The organism is Desulfoferula mesophila (genome assembly GCF_037076455.1).
Lineage (GTDB): Bacteria > Desulfobacterota > Desulfarculia > Desulfarculales > Desulfarculaceae > Desulfoferula > Desulfoferula mesophila.
Map to the genome: position 1 here is coordinate 3757395 of NZ_AP028679.1, position 15811 is coordinate 3773205.

Here is a 15811-nt window from a genome sequence, read left to right on the forward strand (position 1 = left end):
ACCCTGTCGCCCCGGCCGCCCTCATGGCGGCGGGGGCTTTTTCGTGGCGATGAAACAGCACTCCCTGGAAATACCGCCCCAAGCCGACGGCCGGCGTCTGGACGCCGTGCTGGCCGATCTGTTGGGGCCGGAGCTTTCCCGCGCCCAGGTGCAGCGCCTGCTCAAGGAGGGCTGCATCACCCTGGAAGGCCGCCCGGCTAGAGCCTCGGCCAAGACCCGGGCGGGGCAGGAAGTCTTGGTGCGCCTGCCCGAGCCCGAGCCCCTGGAACTGGCCCCGGAGGAGCAGAACCTGCTGGTGCTCTACGAGGACGCCGACCTTATAGTGGTCAACAAGGCCCCCGGCGTGGTGGTGCATCCGGCGGCGGGTCACAGCGAGGGCACCCTGGTGGCCGGCCTGCTGGCCCACTGCGGCGACCTGAGCGGCATCGGCGGCAAGCTCCGGCCGGGCATCGTGCACCGCCTGGACAAGGACACCTCGGGCGCCCTGGTGGCCGCCAAGAGCGAGGCCGCCCACCGCGGTCTGGTGGCCGCATTCGCCGCCGGGCGGGTGGACAAGACCTACCTGGCCCTGGTGCACGGCCGCCCGCCCCTGAGCGGCGAGGCCTCGGGAGCCATCGGCCGCCACCCGGTGGACCGCAAGCGCATGTCCACCCAGGCCCGGCACGGCAAAGCCGCCCTCACCCGCTGGCGGGTGACCCGGCGCTTCGGCCACGAGGCCAGCCTGCTGCGGGTAACCATCGCCACCGGCCGCACCCACCAGATCAGGGTGCACCTGTCCGAGGCCGGCTTCCCGGTTTGCGGCGATCGCGCCTATGGCGGCCGCCGGGTGCGCGCCGGCTTGCCAGGCCAGGCGGGCCAGGCCCTCAAGGCGGCGGGCCGCCAGATGCTGCACGCCACACAGCTGGCCTTCGACCACCCGGTGAGCGGCGCGCGGGTGGCGCTCACCGCCCCCCTGCCCTCCGACTTCCGGGCGGTGCTTCGGGCCCTGGAGGATGAATATGCTTAGCGTGGGGCTGACCGGAGGCATCGCCAGCGGCAAGTCCACGGTGGACCGCATGCTGGTGGAGCGGGGGGCCCATCTGATCGACACCGACCAGTTGGCCCGCCAGGTGGTGGAGCCCGGCTCCCCGGCCCTGGCCGAGATCGCCGCGGCCTTCGGGCCGGAAGTCATCGCCGCCGGCGGCAACCTGGACCGGGCGCGCATGCGCGCCATCGCCTTTGGCGATCCCCAGGCCCGGGCCAAGCTGGACGCCATCACCCATCCGCGCATCAACCAGATGGTGCGGGCCGAGCTAAAGCGCCTGGAGGCCCTGGACCCCCGGGGGGTGGTGATCGTGGACGTGCCCCTGTTGTTCGAAACCGGGGGTGACAAGCGCTACGATTGCACGGTGCTGGTGTATGTGCCCCACCATGAGCAACTGGAGCGGCTCATGGCCCGGGACCATTGCTCCCTGCCCGTGGCCCAGCAAGCGCTGGCCGCCCAGATGCCCTTGGAAAACAAGAAAAAAAAGGCCGATTTTTTAGTTGACAACTCCGGTAGCCTAGACGAAACTCTCAAGCAGGTGGAGCACCTATGGCAAAAATTATTGGGCAAGGCCCGCTCCACCCAACCCCGGTCATAATCGACTCCCGGAAAGATTTTACCCTGCCTGCGAGTCCTTGTGTCATGAAGGTATGTGGTGCGTCCGGGGCTCAGCGTCAAAAGCCCATAGTTCCGAGCACGCAACCGGTTTAAAAACAAAAACAAACAACGCCCTCCCAGCGGCGGCAAGTTCCGGCGGACAAGCCTGTTTTGTATAGACCACCAATAGGGCCGCACCGGGGGGGAGCCCGCCAGGGCACGCAAACTCAAGCAGCGAAAGATCAATGAGCGAAAACAAGACCCCACGAAACACCGAGCGCCGCCCGGTCCGCGGCCGACGCCGCTCCGTCGCCCCACCCAAAAACCACAATGAAGGCAACGGGATCGACAACGGTAACGGCTATGACAACGGCAACGGCAACGGCGATGGCGGTGACGGCGGCCGCCTGAACATTCTGCAACTCAAGGAAATGCCCATCGGCGAGTTGAACGCCATGGCCCGCGAGTACAGCATCGAGGGCGCGGCGGGCATGCGCCGGCAGGATCTCATCTTCGCCCTGCTCACCGCCCAGGCCGAGCGCAATGGAGCCATCTACGGCTCCGGTGTTTTGGAAATATTGCCCGACGGTTTCGGATTCCTGCGCGCCCCGGACTACAACTACCTGCCCGGCCCCGACGACATCTACGTCTCCCCCAGCCAGATTCGGCGCTTCAACCTGCGCACCGGCGACACCATCAGCGGCCAGATCCGCCCCCCCAAGGAAGGCGAGCGCTACTTCGCCCTCTTGAAGGTGGAAGACATCAACCACGAGCCGCCCGAGGTGGCCCGCGACAAGATCCTCTTCGACAACCTGGTGCCCCTGTACCCCGACGAGCGCATCACCCTGGAGATCGAGGGCAAGCCCAAGAACTACTCCGCCAGGGTCATGGACCTGATGACCCCCATCGGCAAGGGCCAGCGCGGCCTCATCGTCAGCGCGCCCCGCACCGGCAAGACCATGCTCCTGCAAAACATCGCCAACTCTCTGGCGGTGAACCACCCCGAGGTGGTGCTCATCGTGCTGCTCATCGACGAGCGGCCCGAGGAGGTCACGGACATGCAGCGCTCGGTCAAGGGCGAGGTCATCTCCTCCACCTTTGACGAGCCCGCCCAGCGCCACGTGCAGGTGGCCGAGATGGTCATCGAGAAGGCCAAGCGCCTGGTGGAGCACAAGCGCGACGTGGTGATTCTCTTGGACTCCATCACCCGCCTGGCCCGGGCCTACAACACCGTGGTGCCCCCCAGCGGCAAGATCCTCTCCGGCGGCGTGGACTCCAACGCCCTGCACCGGCCCAAGCGCTTCTTCGGCGCGGCCCGCAACATCGAAGGCGGCGGCAGCCTGACCATCATCGCCACCGCGCTGATCGACACCGGCAGCCGCATGGACGAGGTGATCTTCGAGGAGTTCAAGGGCACCGGTAACATGGAGATCCACCTGGAGCGCAAGCTCAGCGACAAGCGCATCTTCCCGGCCATCGACATCAACCGCTCCGGCACCCGCAAAGAAGAGCTCTTGTTGCCCGAGTCCGACCTGAACCGCATCTGGATCATGCGCAAGCTCCTGGGCCCCCTCACCCCGGTGGACACCATGGAGTTCTTGCTGGAGAAGATGCAGGGCACGGCCAGCAACGCCGAGTTCCTGGATTCCATGAGCCGTTAGCTGGGGGGATTGAGGCAACTGCCGGAAGCTTTTAAGCAAGCGGCCAGGGGGTTGCCATGTAAAATAGCCCGCCCGGTTAGCGCCCCCGCCGGCACAGCCAGACGCCGCAGGGCAAGGCGGCAGGCAAGCGAGGGACATAGGCGTAGTCTACCTACGCCGAGGACCGAGAGAGGCTGACAACGCAGCCATGCGGGGTCCGGCGAATCCGGGCGCGCCGAGCCGACTGTGCGGCTGAACCCGAGGAAGCAACGACCCGTATATGTTGCAAAAAAATCGGCTGGCGTTATACTTTGATGCCTTAAGGATTTAACGCCTGAGGAGGCGAAAATGAAAAGCGATATCCATCCCGATTTCAAAGAGGTGAACGTGCGCTGCGCCTGCGGCAACGAGTTCACTTCCGGTTCCACCAAGGACGAGATCCGCGTGGAAATCTGCTCGGCCTGCCACCCCTTCTTCACCGGCAAGCAAAAGCTGGTGGACAGCGCGGGCCGCGTGGAGCGCTTCTACAAGAAGTACGCCCACCTGGACCAGTACAAGGGCAAGGCGGCCGAGATGGAGGCCGAGCGTTTGGCCCAGGCCGAGGCCAAAGCCAAGTCCGAGGACGAGGAGTAGCCCACGGCCGGAGGCGTTACCATGAATCCGGCCAACGTGGGCGGCCAGGCGGTTATCGAGGGGGTTATGATGAAAGCCCCCTCGCGCCTTTGCGTGGCCGTGCGCCGTCCCTCGGGCGAGATCCTGGTAAAAAACGACCCCCTGCGCTCCCTCACCTCCCGCTGGCCCATGCTGGCTTGGCCCTTTTTGCGCGGCCCGGTCATTCTGGGCGAAACCCTGGTGCAAGGCATGAAGGCCCTTTCCTTCTCGGCCCAGCAGGCTCTGGAGGAGGAAGGCGAGGAGCTGGGCTCCTGGGCCCTGCTCATGACCCTGGTGGTGGCCATCGCCGCCGGCCTGGGGCTGTTCGTGGCCCTGCCCCACCTGCTTTCCCTGGCCCTGGGGCGGGTGGTGCCCGGCGGCTTCGGCACCGACAGCTTCTGGTTCCACGCGGTGGACGGACTGATCAAGGTGGCCATCTTCGGGGCCTATTTGTGGCTCATCTCCCTGATGCGCGACATCAGGCGGGTGTTCGAATACCACGGGGCCGAGCACAAGGCCATCTACTGCTACGAGTCCGGCGGCGAGCTTTGCGTGGAGGCGGCCCGGAGCTATTCCCGGCTGCACCCCCGCTGCGGAACCGCCTTTTTACTGGTGGTGCTGGCCGTGTCCATCCTGGTCTTCGCGGTGGCGCTGCCCTTTTTGCCCCGCTTGGCCGAAAGCGGCTGGCTCAACCAGGCCCTTTTAATCGGTCTGAAGATCGTGCTCATGCTGCCCATCGCCGGGGTGTCCTACGAGATCATCCGTCTGGCCGGCAAAAAGCAGGGCCAGGGCTTTTGGGGCGCCCTGATCTGGCCGGGGCTGCAACTGCAGCGCCTGACCACCCGCGAGCCCAGCGACGACCAGATCGAGATCGCCTTGGCCGCCCTGAAGGCCGCCACCGCCACCGCCCATGACGAGGAGCCGAGCATCTGCGTGCTCTAAACCTCACCTCGGAGCCTAAAAAACCATGGCCTTTCTGGACCCTGAACTGAAGAAAAAGCTCCTCGGCGTGGAGAAGCGCTACCATGATTTGGAGCGCAGCCTGGCCGAACCCGAGGTCCTGTCCGATACCGAGCGCTACCAAAAGGTGGCCAAGGAGCACTCCGACCTGTCGGAGACGGTGGAGGTGTTCCGCCGCATCGTCAAGCTTGAGGACGACATCGAGGCCAACCAGGAACTGGTGGACGACAACGACCAGGAACTGGCCGAGATGGCCCAGGATGAGATCGAGGCGGCCGAGGAGCAGATCCCGGAGCTGGTGGAGCGCCTCAGGGTGCTGATGCTGCCCAAGGATCCCAACGACGACAAGAACGTCATCCTGGAGATCCGGGCGGGCACCGGCGGCGACGAGGCGGCCCTGTTCGCGGCCGACCTGTTGCGCATGTATCTTCGCTTCGCCGAACTCAGGGGCTGGAAGCACGAGACCATGGACTCCCACCCCACCGACTCCGGCGGGTTCAAGGAAGTCATCGAGCTGATCAACGGCAAGGGAGCCTACAGCTGGCTCAAGTACGAGTCCGGCGTGCACCGCGTGCAGCGGGTGCCGGCCACCGAGAGCCAGGGGCGCATCCACACCTCGGCGGTCACCGTGGCGGTTATGCCCGAGGCCGAGGAGGTGGAGCTGGACATCAACCCCGACGATCTCAGGATCGACGTGTTCCGCTCCTCCGGCCCCGGCGGCCAGCACGTGAACAAGACCGAGAGCGCGGTGCGCATCACCCACATCCCCAGCGGGGTGGTGGTCTCCTGCCAGGACGAAAAGAGCCAGCACAAGAACAAGGCCAAGGCCATGAAGGTGCTCCGGGCCCGGCTCTACGACCAGATGCTGGCCGAGCAGGCCGCCGAACAGGCCGCCACCCGCCGCTCCATGGTGGGCAGCGGCGACCGCTCCGAGCGCATCCGCACCTACAACTACCCGCAGAACCGGGTTACCGACCACCGGGCCAACCTCACGGTGTACAAGCTGGAGCTGCTCATGGCCGGTGAGATGGACTACCTGCTCCCCGAACTTATCCAGCAGTTCCAGGCCGAGGCGCTCAAGGCCGAGGCCGACGCGGCCTAAGAATTTGTCCGAGCCCTGGACCGTCGGCCGCCTGATCCCCTGGGCGGCCGAATATCTGGGCGGCCACGGGGTGGACTCCCCGCGCCTGTGCGGGGAGCTCCTGTTGTCCCGGGTCTTGGGCTGCACCCGTCTGGAGCTTTACCTGCGCTTCGAGCAGCCCCTGGGCCCCGACGAGTTGGCCGATTTCAAAAAGTTGATCCTCAGGCGCAAGGAGCGCGAGCCGGTGGACTACATCCTGGGCCGCCGGGAGTTCTACGGCCGAGAGTTTCTGGTGGGGCCGGGGGTCTTGGTGCCCCGGCCGGAGACCGAGCACCTGGTGGAGGAGGCCCTGGCCCGCCTGGAGGGCCTGGATAGCCCGCGCATCCTGGATCTGTGCACCGGCAGTGGGGCGGTGGCCCTGAGCCTGGCCCACGAGCGGCCCGACGCCGAGGTGATCGGCTGCGATATTTCCCCCGAGGCCTTGACCTGGGCCCAGCGCAATGCCCACAATCTTTCTCTAACGGAGCGGGTGCGTTGGCTGCAGGGCGACCTGTGGGAGCCGGTGGCCGCGGCCGGGGGCTTTTTCGATGTAATCACCGCCAACCCGCCCTATGTGACCACCGCCGAGATGGCCGAGCTGCCCCCCGAGGTGGGGCGCTTCGAGCCCCGCCTGGCCCTGGAGGGCGGGGTGGACGGCCTGGACATCGTGCGCTCCATCGTCGGCGGGGCCGGGGCCCATCTGAGGCCCCTGGGCTGGCTCTTGGTGGAGCTGGGGGCCGGGCAAGCCCCCCAGGCCCTACGCCTGGCCCAGGCCGCCGGGGCCTATAGCGAAGCCGTCCTGGTCAAGGATTTGGCGGGTATAGAGCGGGTGTTGGTCTGCGAACGGAAGGATTATGGATAAGCTGGTAATTACCGGAGGCAACCCCTTGGTGGGGCGGGTGCGCATCAGCGGGGCCAAGAACGCCACTTTGCCCCTTATGGCCGCCACCCTTTTGGCCCGGGGCAAGAGTCGCCTGGCCAACGTGCCCGACCTCAGGGACGTGCGCACCATGGGCGCCCTGTTGGGCACCCTGGGGGCCAAGGTGAGCTCCCGCAAGGACACCCTGTTCATCGACACCGCCGGGGCCGAAGGCGACGAGGCCCCCTACGAGCTGGTCAAGACCATGCGCGCCTCGGTGTTGGCCCTGGGCCCCCTGGTGGCCCGCATGGGCAGCGCCAAGGTCAGCTTGCCCGGCGGCTGCGCCATCGGCGAGCGGCCCATCGACCAGCACCTCAAGGGCCTGGAGGCCATGGGCTGCAAGGTGGAGATCTCCGGGGGCTACGTGCTGGCCTGGGCCAAGCGCCTGAGGGGCGCGGACATCAGTCTGGACATCGTGACCGTGACCGGCACCGAGAACCTGGTCATGGCCGCCTGCCTGGCCAAGGGCACCACCACCATCCGCAACGCCGCCCGGGAGCCCGAGGTGGTGGATTTGTGCAACGCCCTCAACGCCGCCGGGGCGCGCATCACCGGGGCGGGCACCGCCACCGTGATCATCGAGGGCCAGGCCGAGCTGGCCCCCCTGGACCACAGGGTGATGCCCGACCGCATCGAGGCGGGCACCTACATGGCCGCCGCGGGCATCACCCGGGGCGAGTTGACCATCGTGGACGCCCCCCTGGAGCACCTCACCGCCGTGGTGGGCAAGTTCAAGGAGGCGGGCATCCGCTTCCAGCCCACCCCCAAGGGCCTGGTGGTCTCGGCCCGGCGGGCCCCCCGCCCGGTGAGCATCATCACCGGCCCCTACCCCGGCTTCCCCACCGACCTGCAGGCCCAGCTCATGGCCCTGATGAGCCTGAACAGCTCCAGCGCGGTGTTCCAGGAGACGATCTTCGAGAACCGCTTCATGCACGTGCCCGAGCTAAGGCGCCTGGGGGCGGACATCGAGGTCACCGGCTCCACCGCCGTGGTCAAGGGGGTGCGCCACCTGGCCGGAGCCCAGGTGATGGCCACCGACCTCAGGGCCTCGGCCTGCCTGGTCTTGGCCGGGCTGGCCGCCGAGGGCGAGACCCACATCAGCCGGGTGTACCACCTGGACCGGGGCTACGAGGCCATCGACCAGAAGCTGACCAGCGCCGGGGCCACGGTGCGCCGGGAGTCGGAGCCCGGACCGGGCAAAAAGTAGGCCCCCCGCCCATCGCGGCCCCTAGGGGCCGCCCGATGTTCTACAATAGGCTCCCATGAGCCGCTTGCATCCCTTGATCCTGCCCGCGATAGCCCTGGTGGGGGGCGTTCTCCTGGCCGCCGCCCTGGGTCCCTGGCCGGCCTGGCCTCCGTTGGCCGGGGCCGGGCTGTTGCTGGCCCTGACCCTGGAGCGGGGCCTGCGCGGCAAGGGACTCAGCCCCTACCTCCTGGCCCTGGCCTGCCTCTTGGCCGGGGCCGGCCTGCTGCCTCTGGAGCGTGCCGCTTCCCTGCCCCCGGACCACCTCCTGCGCCTGGCCGACGGCAAGACCCACCAGATCGAAGCCGTGGCCCTGTCCCCGGCCCAGCCCGGCGGCCGGGGCGCGCGCCTGCTGGCCGAGGCCCGCGCGGTGGACGGCCGGGCGGTGAGCGGCCTGCTGCGCCTGTCGCTGGCCCCGGAACTGGCCCCGCCCCCGGCGGGGCGGCGCTTCGCCCTGCGGGTCAGCCTGCGCCCGGTGACCAGCCTGGCCAACCCCGGCGGCTTTGACTACGCCAAGTTCATGGCCGACCAGGGAATATGGGTGCAGGCCTATGGGGGCCGCAACAGCGGCCTGCGGGTGTTGGGGGCCGGGGACCTGCCCTGGCCCCGCGCCCGGCTGCTGGCCGCCCGTCAGCGCCTGGCCGGGCAGATCGGCTCGCTGCCCTTTTCCCAGGGCCGGGAGCTCTTGCGGGCCCTGGTGCTGGGCCAGCGGGGCGGCCTGAGCGCCCCCCTGCGCGAGGCCTTCGGAGCCACGGGCACGGCCCACCTGCTGGCCATCAGCGGCCTGCACGTGGGCCTGGTGTGGGGCCTGGCCTACGCCCTGTTGCGCTGGCTCCTGGCCGCCTGGCCCGGCCTGGCCCTGCGCTGGCCGGTGCTCAAGCTGGCCGCCGCCCTGGCCCTGCTGCCCGCCGGGGCCTACGCCGCCCTGGCCGGAGGCTCCACCCCCACCCTGCGGGCCCTGGTGATGATCGCCTGCCTGGTGGCCGCCTTGTGGGCCGCGCGGCCCTATCGCCCCGCCGGGGGCCTGGCCCTGGCCGCCCTGGTCATCGGCCTGTTGTGGCCCGAATCCCCCCTGACCCTCAGCTTCCAGATGTCCTTCGTGGCCGTGGCCGCCATCCTCCTGGCCGCCGCGCCCCTGGCCCGCTGGCTGCGGGGCCTGGCTCCCGGCCCCCGCCTGGCCGGGGCGCTCTTGGGCTGGCTGGGGCTCAGCGGGGTGGTGGGCCTGGCGGTGTGGCCCTTGGCGGTGCAGGGCTTCCACCAGCTCCCGCTGTACTCGCTGCCCGCCAACGCCCTGCTCATCCCCCTGGTGGCCATGCTCACCTTGCCCCTGGCCCTGCTGGCCGCCGGAGTGGGCCTGCTCTGGAGCGCCGGCGGCCAGGCCCTGTTCGCCCTGGCCGCCTGGCCAGCCCAGGGAGCGGTGTTCCTGGTGCAGTGGCTGGCCGGGCTGCCCGGCGCGGTGCGCTATTTGGCCGGTCCGGGCCCCTGGGCCGTGGCCCTGCTCTACGCCGGGGCCCTGGCCGCCCTGGCCCTGCCCCGGCGCTGGGCCTGGGGCCTGGGGGCCGGGCTGGGGGCGGCTGGCCTGGCGCTGTGGCTGGGATTCTCCGGCCCGCCGCTGGCCGACGGCCGCCTCCGGGCCTGGGTCTTGGACGTGGGCCAGGGCTCTGCCACGGTGGCGCGCCTGCCGGGGGGCCAGGTGCTGGTCATCGACGGCGGCGGCTGGGGGGGCAGCGACTTCGATTTCGGCCGCCAGGTCATCGCCCCCTTCCTGTGGGGCAGAGGCTTCAACCGGGTGGCGGTGGTGGCCTGCTCCCATCCCGACGCGGACCACGCCGGAGGCCTGCCCTTTGTGGCCCGCTGGTTCGCTCCCCGCCAGGTGTGGATCAACGGCGAGACGGCGGGGGGCTGGTACGGCCGCCTGCTGGCCATCGCCCGGGAGCAGGGCATCCCCGTGCTGGGGCCCCGGGAGATCGCCGCCCTGAAGGAGCTGGGAGGGGCTGAGCTGCGTCTGCTCTGGCCGCCGCCAGGGAGGGACTTGGCCGCCCTCAGCGAAAACGATCGCTCCCTGTGGTTGGGGCTGGGCCTGGAGCGGGCCTGGCTGTGGCTGCCCGGCGACGGCGGGCCCCAGGTGGAACGGGCGGTCGCCCCCCTGCTGCCCGAAGGCGGTTTCCAGGTGCTCTTGGGCCCCCACCACGGGGCAAAGAACTCCCTGACCCCCGCCCTGCTGGAGCGCATGCAACCCCAGGCGGTGGTGTTTTCCTCGGGCTGCTGGGGCCGCTGGCCCTCGCCCAACCGCCGGGCCCTGGGCCAGGCGCTGGGGGCCGGGGCCAAGGTCTATGGCACCAACTGGCAAGGCTGCCTGGAGTTGGACAGCGGCGGAGGGGCCTGGAGCATCCGCCCCACCCTGGACCCGCCCCGCGAGTGCCTGGCCCCCCGGCCCGGAAAAAGCGAACCCGCCTCGCCAGGCGGCGAAGCGGGCCCCAAACCATCGAACAGCGGCGGTTAGCGCTTGGTTAGGCCGTCCACCAGGGCCAGGGTGCGGCCCTGAATCTCCTTGAGGCGGTTCACCTGCTCTTCCAGGCTCTGCACCTGGCGGCGCAGGGCGGCCACCTCGCTTTGCAAGCTTTCCTGCTCCGGGGCATTTGTGGGGCCCGCCCCGTCGCCGGACAGGAGCTTGCGGGCCTGGCGCAGGCTCAGGCCCTCGTCCTTGAGCAGGCGGCGTACCTCGCCCAGCCGATCCAGGGAGCCTTGGCTGAACAGCCTGCGGCGGCCCGCCCCCCGGGTGATGCCCAGGTACTCCTCGAACTGCTGGTCATAATAGCGGATGGTGGCCGCCGGTATGCCCGTGCGCTCCACCACCTCCTTGAGGCTCATCAGCCCCTTGTCCGGACCCGCCGCTGTGTCCATGGCATCCTCCCGCTGCATACCTTCCTATAGCATGCCTCCGACCCGGGGGACAAGCCAAGCCCGGTGTGATATATTCTCGCAGCAAGGAAACCCGGCCTATGCCCGCAACTGAAAACCGCAAAAATCTTCGTCTCAAGCGCTGGGAGTGGTGGGCCCTGGTGGGCATGCTGGCCCTGAGCCTGGGCCTGGCCCTCAGGGGGTATTACCTGCGCGAGCCCCATCCGGTGCGGCTTTTCTTGGAGCGGGCCGAGTTGATCGACCAGGCGGCCAAGCGCTTCGCCGCCGACCACGGCGGGGCCTTCCCGCCCGACGGCATCATCACCCGCCGCCCGGCCGGGCTGGACGACAGCTACATCCACTGGGACGACGCCTGGCTCATCGACTTCGAGGTGGGGCCCAACGGCAAGGGCAGCCGCTACGTGTGCCTGGAGTTCACCGGCCCCAACGGCCGCCACGAGTACCGCCGCCTGTGCGCCAACCCGGAATACCGCCGGCGCTACGGCGAGGGCCAACCTATCCCCGGCAGCGACAACCGTATCTGGGTAATCGCCGAAGAGGCCCCCATCTACCACCCCCCCGCACCCCTGGGGCGCTAGCCCGGATATTTCGTGGGGGTTGGGTGGAGAGAAACAACGAAACCTTATTCATGTGTCTGTTATGAAAAAGGCTTCAGCATTTCTTAACTACATCCTGTGCCCTGGCCCGGCACGGCAAGCCGCCGGCAGACAAGGCGTCTGGCGAGCGAGGGCCGCAGGCGTAGCCCAAGCTACGTCGAGGCCCGAGGGAAGCCAGCAACACCGTATGCCGGTGGCTGGCGAATCCGGACCCACAACCCTCATGAAATTTGCGGGCTAGCTTTGGACGCCGCCCGTCTGGCGAGCCGGGTCAATCTGCTGGGCCCCTGGCTGCGCCGGGTCATGGGCGGCCCCGCCCGCAAGATAAGCCTGGACCCAGGGCTGGGCTGCCCTCACCGGCCGGAGGGCGTCGGCCCCGGCGGCTGCCTTTATTGCCCGCCCGGCGGCTCGGGCCCCGGCCGGGGCGGCACTCTCAGCGAACAACTGGAGCACGGCCTGGACCGCCTTCGCGCCCGGCGCGGCCCCACCCCCCGGGCCCTGGCCTATTTCCAGGCCTATACCGCCACCAACGCACCGGCCCAGGTCTTGGAGCCCCTGTTCATGGAGGTGGCCCGCCACCCGGCGGTGGCCGGGATCATCGTGGCCACCCGGCCCGACTGCCTGCCCCCGGCCACCTGGGAGCTCTTGGCCGAGCTGGCCCGCCGCCGCCCCTTGTGGCTGGAGCTGGGCCTGCAAAGCGCCCACGACGCCACCCTGACGCGCATCAACCGGGGGCACGACGTGGCCTGCTTCGACCAAGCCCTGGCCCAGGCCCATGCCCGCGGACTGAGGGTGGTGGCCCATGTTATCCTGGGGCTGCCCGGCGAGGATATGGGCCACACCAACGCCACCGCCCGCCATCTGGCCCAGGGCGGGGTGTGGGGCGTGAAGCTGCACAACCTCATGGTGCTGGCCGGAGCCCCCCTGGCCCACGAGCACCGGGCCGGCGGGCTGGCCCTGTGGAACCAAGAGGAATACGCCCGAGCGGCGGCCGCTTTTTTGGCCCGCCTGCCCCGGCGGGTGCTGGTGCACCGCCTGGCCGCCGATCCCGGCCCGGACCGGCTGCTGGCCCCCGGCTGGGCCGCGGACAAGGACGCGGTGCTCAGGGCCATCGCCCAGGCAATGGAAGAGGACAACCTACGCCAAGGAGACCTGGCATGAGCGAGCTGGAGCTTTTCAGTTTGAAGACCCCCCTGGGAACCGTACGGGGGGCGATGGGGCCCCGGGGCCTGGTGGCCCTGACCCTGCGGCAAGACCAAGGGGAATATCTGGAGAAGCTTCTGACCAAGCGCGCCCCGGGGGCCAAGCGCAAGCGGGTGGCCGCTAAATCCTGCGAGGCGGCACGGCAGCTTACGGCCTACTTCAAGAGCCCCCAGGCTCCCCTGGACCTCCCCCTGGACCTGGAGGGGCTCACCCCCTTTACCCAGGCGGTGCTGTTGAGCCTCAAGGACATTCCCCCCGGCCAGACCCTTACCTACGGCCAGGTGGCCGAGATCGTGGGGCGCCCCCGGGCCCCCCGGGCGGTGGGCCAGGCCCTGCACAACAACCCCCTGCCCCTGTTTTTGGCCTGTCACCGGGTCATAGGGGCCGACGGCGGCCTGACCGGCTTCGGCTCCGGTCTGCCCGCCAAAAAGGCGCTACTGGCTTGGGAGGCTGGGGAAAACCCCTGGAATTAGTCTAGGCGGCCAACTCGACGCGGCCGCCGCCGCTGGCCTTGGCGCGATACAGGGCCTGGTCGGCCCGGCGCAGCAGATCGTCCGCGTCGCCTTCGTGGCCCTGATTGCTCACCACCCCGATACTGGCCCCGAAGCTCAACACCTTTCCGCCCAGCACCAGGTCGGTGGCGACCAGGGCCCGCCGAATCCGATCCGCCAGGCTGGCCGCGCTCTCCAGGTCGCTGTAGGGGGCCAGCACCATGAACTCGTCCCCGCCGAAGCGACCCACCATGTCGTCCCGGCGGGTGGTGCGGCGAATGATATCCGCGCAGGCGTACAGGGCCTTGTCACCGGCCAGATGCCCCAGGCTGTCGTTGATTTGTTTGAAACCGTCCAGATCGATGAGCAACAGGGAAACCGGGTGGCCATGCCTGGCGGCCAGGGAAAATTCCCGGCGGGCCATATCCATGAAGTAGCGGCGGTTGTAGGTCTGGGTGAGGTCGTCGGTACGCGACAGACGCTGGATCTCCCGGCGGGAATCCACCAAGTCCAGCATCAGGCTGAACACCTTGTAGGCCACCGGCGGGGCCACCAAAAGGGGCGCCATGGTGCTGATGAGCATGCCCACGCCCAAGTCACCCAAGGAGTATTTGCCGGCCAAGAGCAACATTGGGACCGTGACCACCCAAGAACCCAGGACCGAAACCATGGCTACCAAAACGGTGGCCCTGACCACGTCCTTTTTATTTCTTATGGCGAAACGAGCCGTTTCCTTGTGATCTTCGGTTCTCACCAGATTTCTCTTCCCGCGGACCAATGGTGAAAAACGCTAAAATTTTCTTATCATAGCACACTTGCCGGAATGGTGAAGAGGGACAAAGGGCACAAACCACTACTATAAATATATGGATTTCGAAGCGGGGCCGAAGATTAGGCCGGCGCGGCCCAAAAAAGGGAGCCCCGCCATGGCGGGGCTCCCGGTGAATACGCGGATCAGCGGATCAGAAGTTGATGAACAGGCCCAGGAAGTAACCACCGGCCACCGCCGAGCCGATGACGCCGGCCACGTTGGGGCCCATGGCGTGCATCAACAGGAAGTTCTTCTTGTTGTTCTTCTGGCCCAGGTGATGCACGATGCGCGCGCTCATGGGGACGGCCGAAACACCGGCCGCGCCCAGCATGGGGTTGAAGGGCTCCTTGGATATCTTGGCCATGATCTTGCCGAAGATGACCCCGGCCCCGGTGCCCACGCAGAAGGCGGCCAGGCCCAGGAACAGCACCAACAGGGTGCGCGGGTCCATGACCCGGTCGGCCGGCATGGAGGCACCGATGCCCAACATGAGCAGGATGGTGATGATGTTGATCAGCTCGTTCTGGGCGGTGTTGGAAAGGCGCTCCACCACCCCGGACTCGCGGAACAGGTTGCCCAGCAAGAGGAAGCCCACCAGGGGGGCGCTCTTGGGGATGATCAGGATGATGAGCAGCATGGCCACGATGGGGAACAGGATCCGCTCAATGCGGCTCACCGGACGCAGGGTGGGCTTCATGAACACGGAGCGTTCGGCCTTGGAGGTCAACAGCTTGATGATGGGCGGCTGGATGATGGCCACCATGGCCATGTAGGAATAAGCCGCCGTGGCGGTGATGCCCATGATGTCCGGGGCCAGGAGCCCGGTGGTGTAAATGGTGGTGGGGCCGTCCGCCCCGCCGATGATGCCTATGGAGCAGGCCTCCTTGAGCGAGAAGCCCCAGTCGGGCCACACCAGACCCACGGCCAGGGCCCCCAGGAAGCTGGTGTAGATGCCCACCTGGGCCGCCGCGCCCAACAGGAAGGCCCGGGGATTGGCGATCAGGGGGCTGAAGTCGGTGAGCGCCCCGATGCCGAAGAAGATGAACTGGGGCAGGATGGTCCAGGTGTAGAGCCCGTACTTGAGGATGATGCCCAACACCCCGGCCATGCCCGGCTGCATTCCCGGTTCCGGCTGGCTGGTCAGGCCGGTCAGCGGCAGGTTGGCCAGGATCATGCCCGCGCCGATGGGTAGAAGCTCGTAGGGTTCCCACTCCTTGATGATGGCCAGGGCGATGAAGCCCAGGCCCACCAGGATCATGATGATATGGGGCAGGTCCAGGTTGCCGAAGCCCACCTGGATGCCCAGTATCTTGAGCACTCCCTCGTGATAAGCGATCCAACTCATGCCTAGGCCTCCTTTTGGGCGGCCGCGGCGGCCTTTTTCTTGGCCTCGCGCGCGGTGAAGATTTTGCCCATCAGGCTGGTGGCCAAGGCCAGCAGCGACATGATCAGGAACACGACCAGGAGCCCTCCGCCCACGATACTGAAGGCCTGTCCCCAGTCAACCGGTGGTGGTTGCATGATTTTCTCTCTCCCTTGTGGTCAAGCGCGGCCTACACCCTGCCTGCCAATGTGTTTGGCCGCTCCCTCGGCGGCCATGATTGGTTTCGGGAAATAATAGGAGGGCAACGGGG

General features: G+C 68.1%; 15 protein-coding genes and 1 pseudogene. 12 read left to right on the top strand and 4 right to left on the bottom strand.

Going from position 1 to position 15811, the window contains the following annotated elements:
* Positions 1-49 precede the first annotated feature (49 nt).
* The 9 genes and pseudogenes from AACH32_RS17245 to AACH32_RS17285 all read left to right on the top strand — a co-directional run bounded on the left by AACH32_RS17245 (position 50) and on the right by AACH32_RS17285 (position 10657).
* The gene (locus tag AACH32_RS17245) at positions 50-1006 is read left to right on the top strand and encodes an RluA family pseudouridine synthase (RefSeq protein WP_338606674.1); all 957 of its coding nucleotides are present in this window, start codon (positions 50-52) and stop codon (positions 1004-1006) included.
* Positions 999-1622, top strand: a complete 624-nt coding sequence (gene coaE, locus AACH32_RS17250) for a dephospho-CoA kinase (protein WP_338602233.1) — start codon at positions 999-1001, stop codon at positions 1620-1622. The genes AACH32_RS17245 and coaE overlap by 8 nt, the downstream gene beginning before the upstream one ends.
* A 406-nt stretch (positions 1623-2028) precedes the next feature.
* Positions 2029-3282, top strand: a complete 1254-nt coding sequence (rho, locus tag AACH32_RS17255; protein ID WP_338606675.1) for a transcription termination factor Rho — start codon at positions 2029-2031, stop codon at positions 3280-3282.
* A gap of 327 nt (positions 3283-3609) precedes the next feature.
* Positions 3610-3798 (top strand): annotated as a pseudogene (gene rpmE, locus AACH32_RS17260) (50S ribosomal protein L31); the annotation flags it as partial.
* 117 nt (positions 3799-3915) lie between these two features.
* Positions 3916-4854, top strand: coding sequence for a DUF1385 domain-containing protein (locus AACH32_RS17265; RefSeq protein WP_338602235.1), 939 nt, complete (start codon positions 3916-3918; stop codon positions 4852-4854).
* A gap of 25 nt (positions 4855-4879) precedes the next feature.
* Entirely contained in the window at positions 4880-5974 is a 1095-nt protein-coding gene (gene prfA, locus AACH32_RS17270; protein ID WP_338602238.1) for a peptide chain release factor 1, read from the top strand.
* A gap of 4 nt (positions 5975-5978) precedes the next feature.
* Positions 5979-6854 carry a peptide chain release factor N(5)-glutamine methyltransferase gene (gene prmC / locus AACH32_RS17275; RefSeq protein ID WP_338602241.1) on the top strand — a complete coding sequence of 292 codons (876 nt, stop codon included), beginning with the start codon at positions 5979-5981 and terminating at the stop codon, positions 6852-6854.
* Positions 6847-8118 (top strand): UDP-N-acetylglucosamine 1-carboxyvinyltransferase, encoded by a 1272-nt coding sequence (murA, locus tag AACH32_RS17280; RefSeq protein WP_338602243.1) that lies wholly within the window; start codon positions 6847-6849, stop codon positions 8116-8118. The genes prmC and murA overlap by 8 nt, the downstream gene beginning before the upstream one ends.
* A gap of 55 nt (positions 8119-8173) precedes the next feature.
* Positions 8174-10657 (top strand): DNA internalization-related competence protein ComEC/Rec2, encoded by a 2484-nt coding sequence (locus AACH32_RS17285; protein WP_338602246.1) that lies wholly within the window; start codon positions 8174-8176, stop codon positions 10655-10657.
* Here AACH32_RS17285 and AACH32_RS17290 read toward each other — a convergent pair.
* On the bottom strand, positions 10654-11058 hold the full coding sequence (locus tag AACH32_RS17290) for a MerR family transcriptional regulator (RefSeq protein WP_338602249.1): 405 nt from the start codon (positions 11056-11058) through the stop codon (positions 10654-10656). The two genes, AACH32_RS17285 and AACH32_RS17290, sit on opposite strands and share 4 nt — an antisense overlap.
* Positions 11059-11156: 98 nt before the next feature.
* Between AACH32_RS17290 and AACH32_RS17295 the strand changes: the two genes are divergently transcribed.
* The 3 genes from AACH32_RS17295 (at position 11157) to AACH32_RS17305 (ending at position 13348) form a co-directional block, all read left to right on the top strand.
* Positions 11157-11654, top strand: a complete 498-nt coding sequence (locus AACH32_RS17295) for a hypothetical protein (RefSeq protein ID WP_338602251.1) — start codon at positions 11157-11159, stop codon at positions 11652-11654.
* A gap of 261 nt (positions 11655-11915) precedes the next feature.
* Positions 11916-12833: a TIGR01212 family radical SAM protein gene (locus tag AACH32_RS17300; protein ID WP_338602253.1), complete on the top strand. Its 918-nt coding sequence runs from the start codon at positions 11916-11918 to the stop codon at positions 12831-12833.
* Positions 12830-13348 carry a methylated-DNA--[protein]-cysteine S-methyltransferase gene (locus tag AACH32_RS17305; RefSeq protein ID WP_338602255.1) on the top strand — a complete coding sequence of 173 codons (519 nt, stop codon included), beginning with the start codon at positions 12830-12832 and terminating at the stop codon, positions 13346-13348. Before AACH32_RS17300 ends, AACH32_RS17305 begins: the two co-directional genes overlap by 4 nt.
* Position 13349: 1 nt before the next feature.
* Here the strand turns inward: AACH32_RS17305 and AACH32_RS17310 are convergent, their stop codons facing one another.
* The 3 genes from AACH32_RS17310 to AACH32_RS17320 form a co-directional block, all read right to left on the bottom strand.
* Positions 13350-14120: a GGDEF domain-containing protein gene (locus AACH32_RS17310; RefSeq protein WP_338602257.1), complete on the bottom strand. Its 771-nt coding sequence runs from the start codon at positions 14118-14120 to the stop codon at positions 13350-13352.
* Between the two features lie 208 nt (positions 14121-14328).
* Positions 14329-15522 (bottom strand): sodium ion-translocating decarboxylase subunit beta, encoded by a 1194-nt coding sequence (locus tag AACH32_RS17315; protein ID WP_338602260.1) that lies wholly within the window; start codon positions 15520-15522, stop codon positions 14329-14331.
* Between the two features lie 2 nt (positions 15523-15524).
* Complete coding sequence (locus AACH32_RS17320; RefSeq protein WP_338602262.1) at positions 15525-15698, bottom strand: OadG family transporter subunit; 174 nt, start codon at positions 15696-15698, stop codon at positions 15525-15527.
* Positions 15699-15811: the final 113 nt, after the last annotated feature.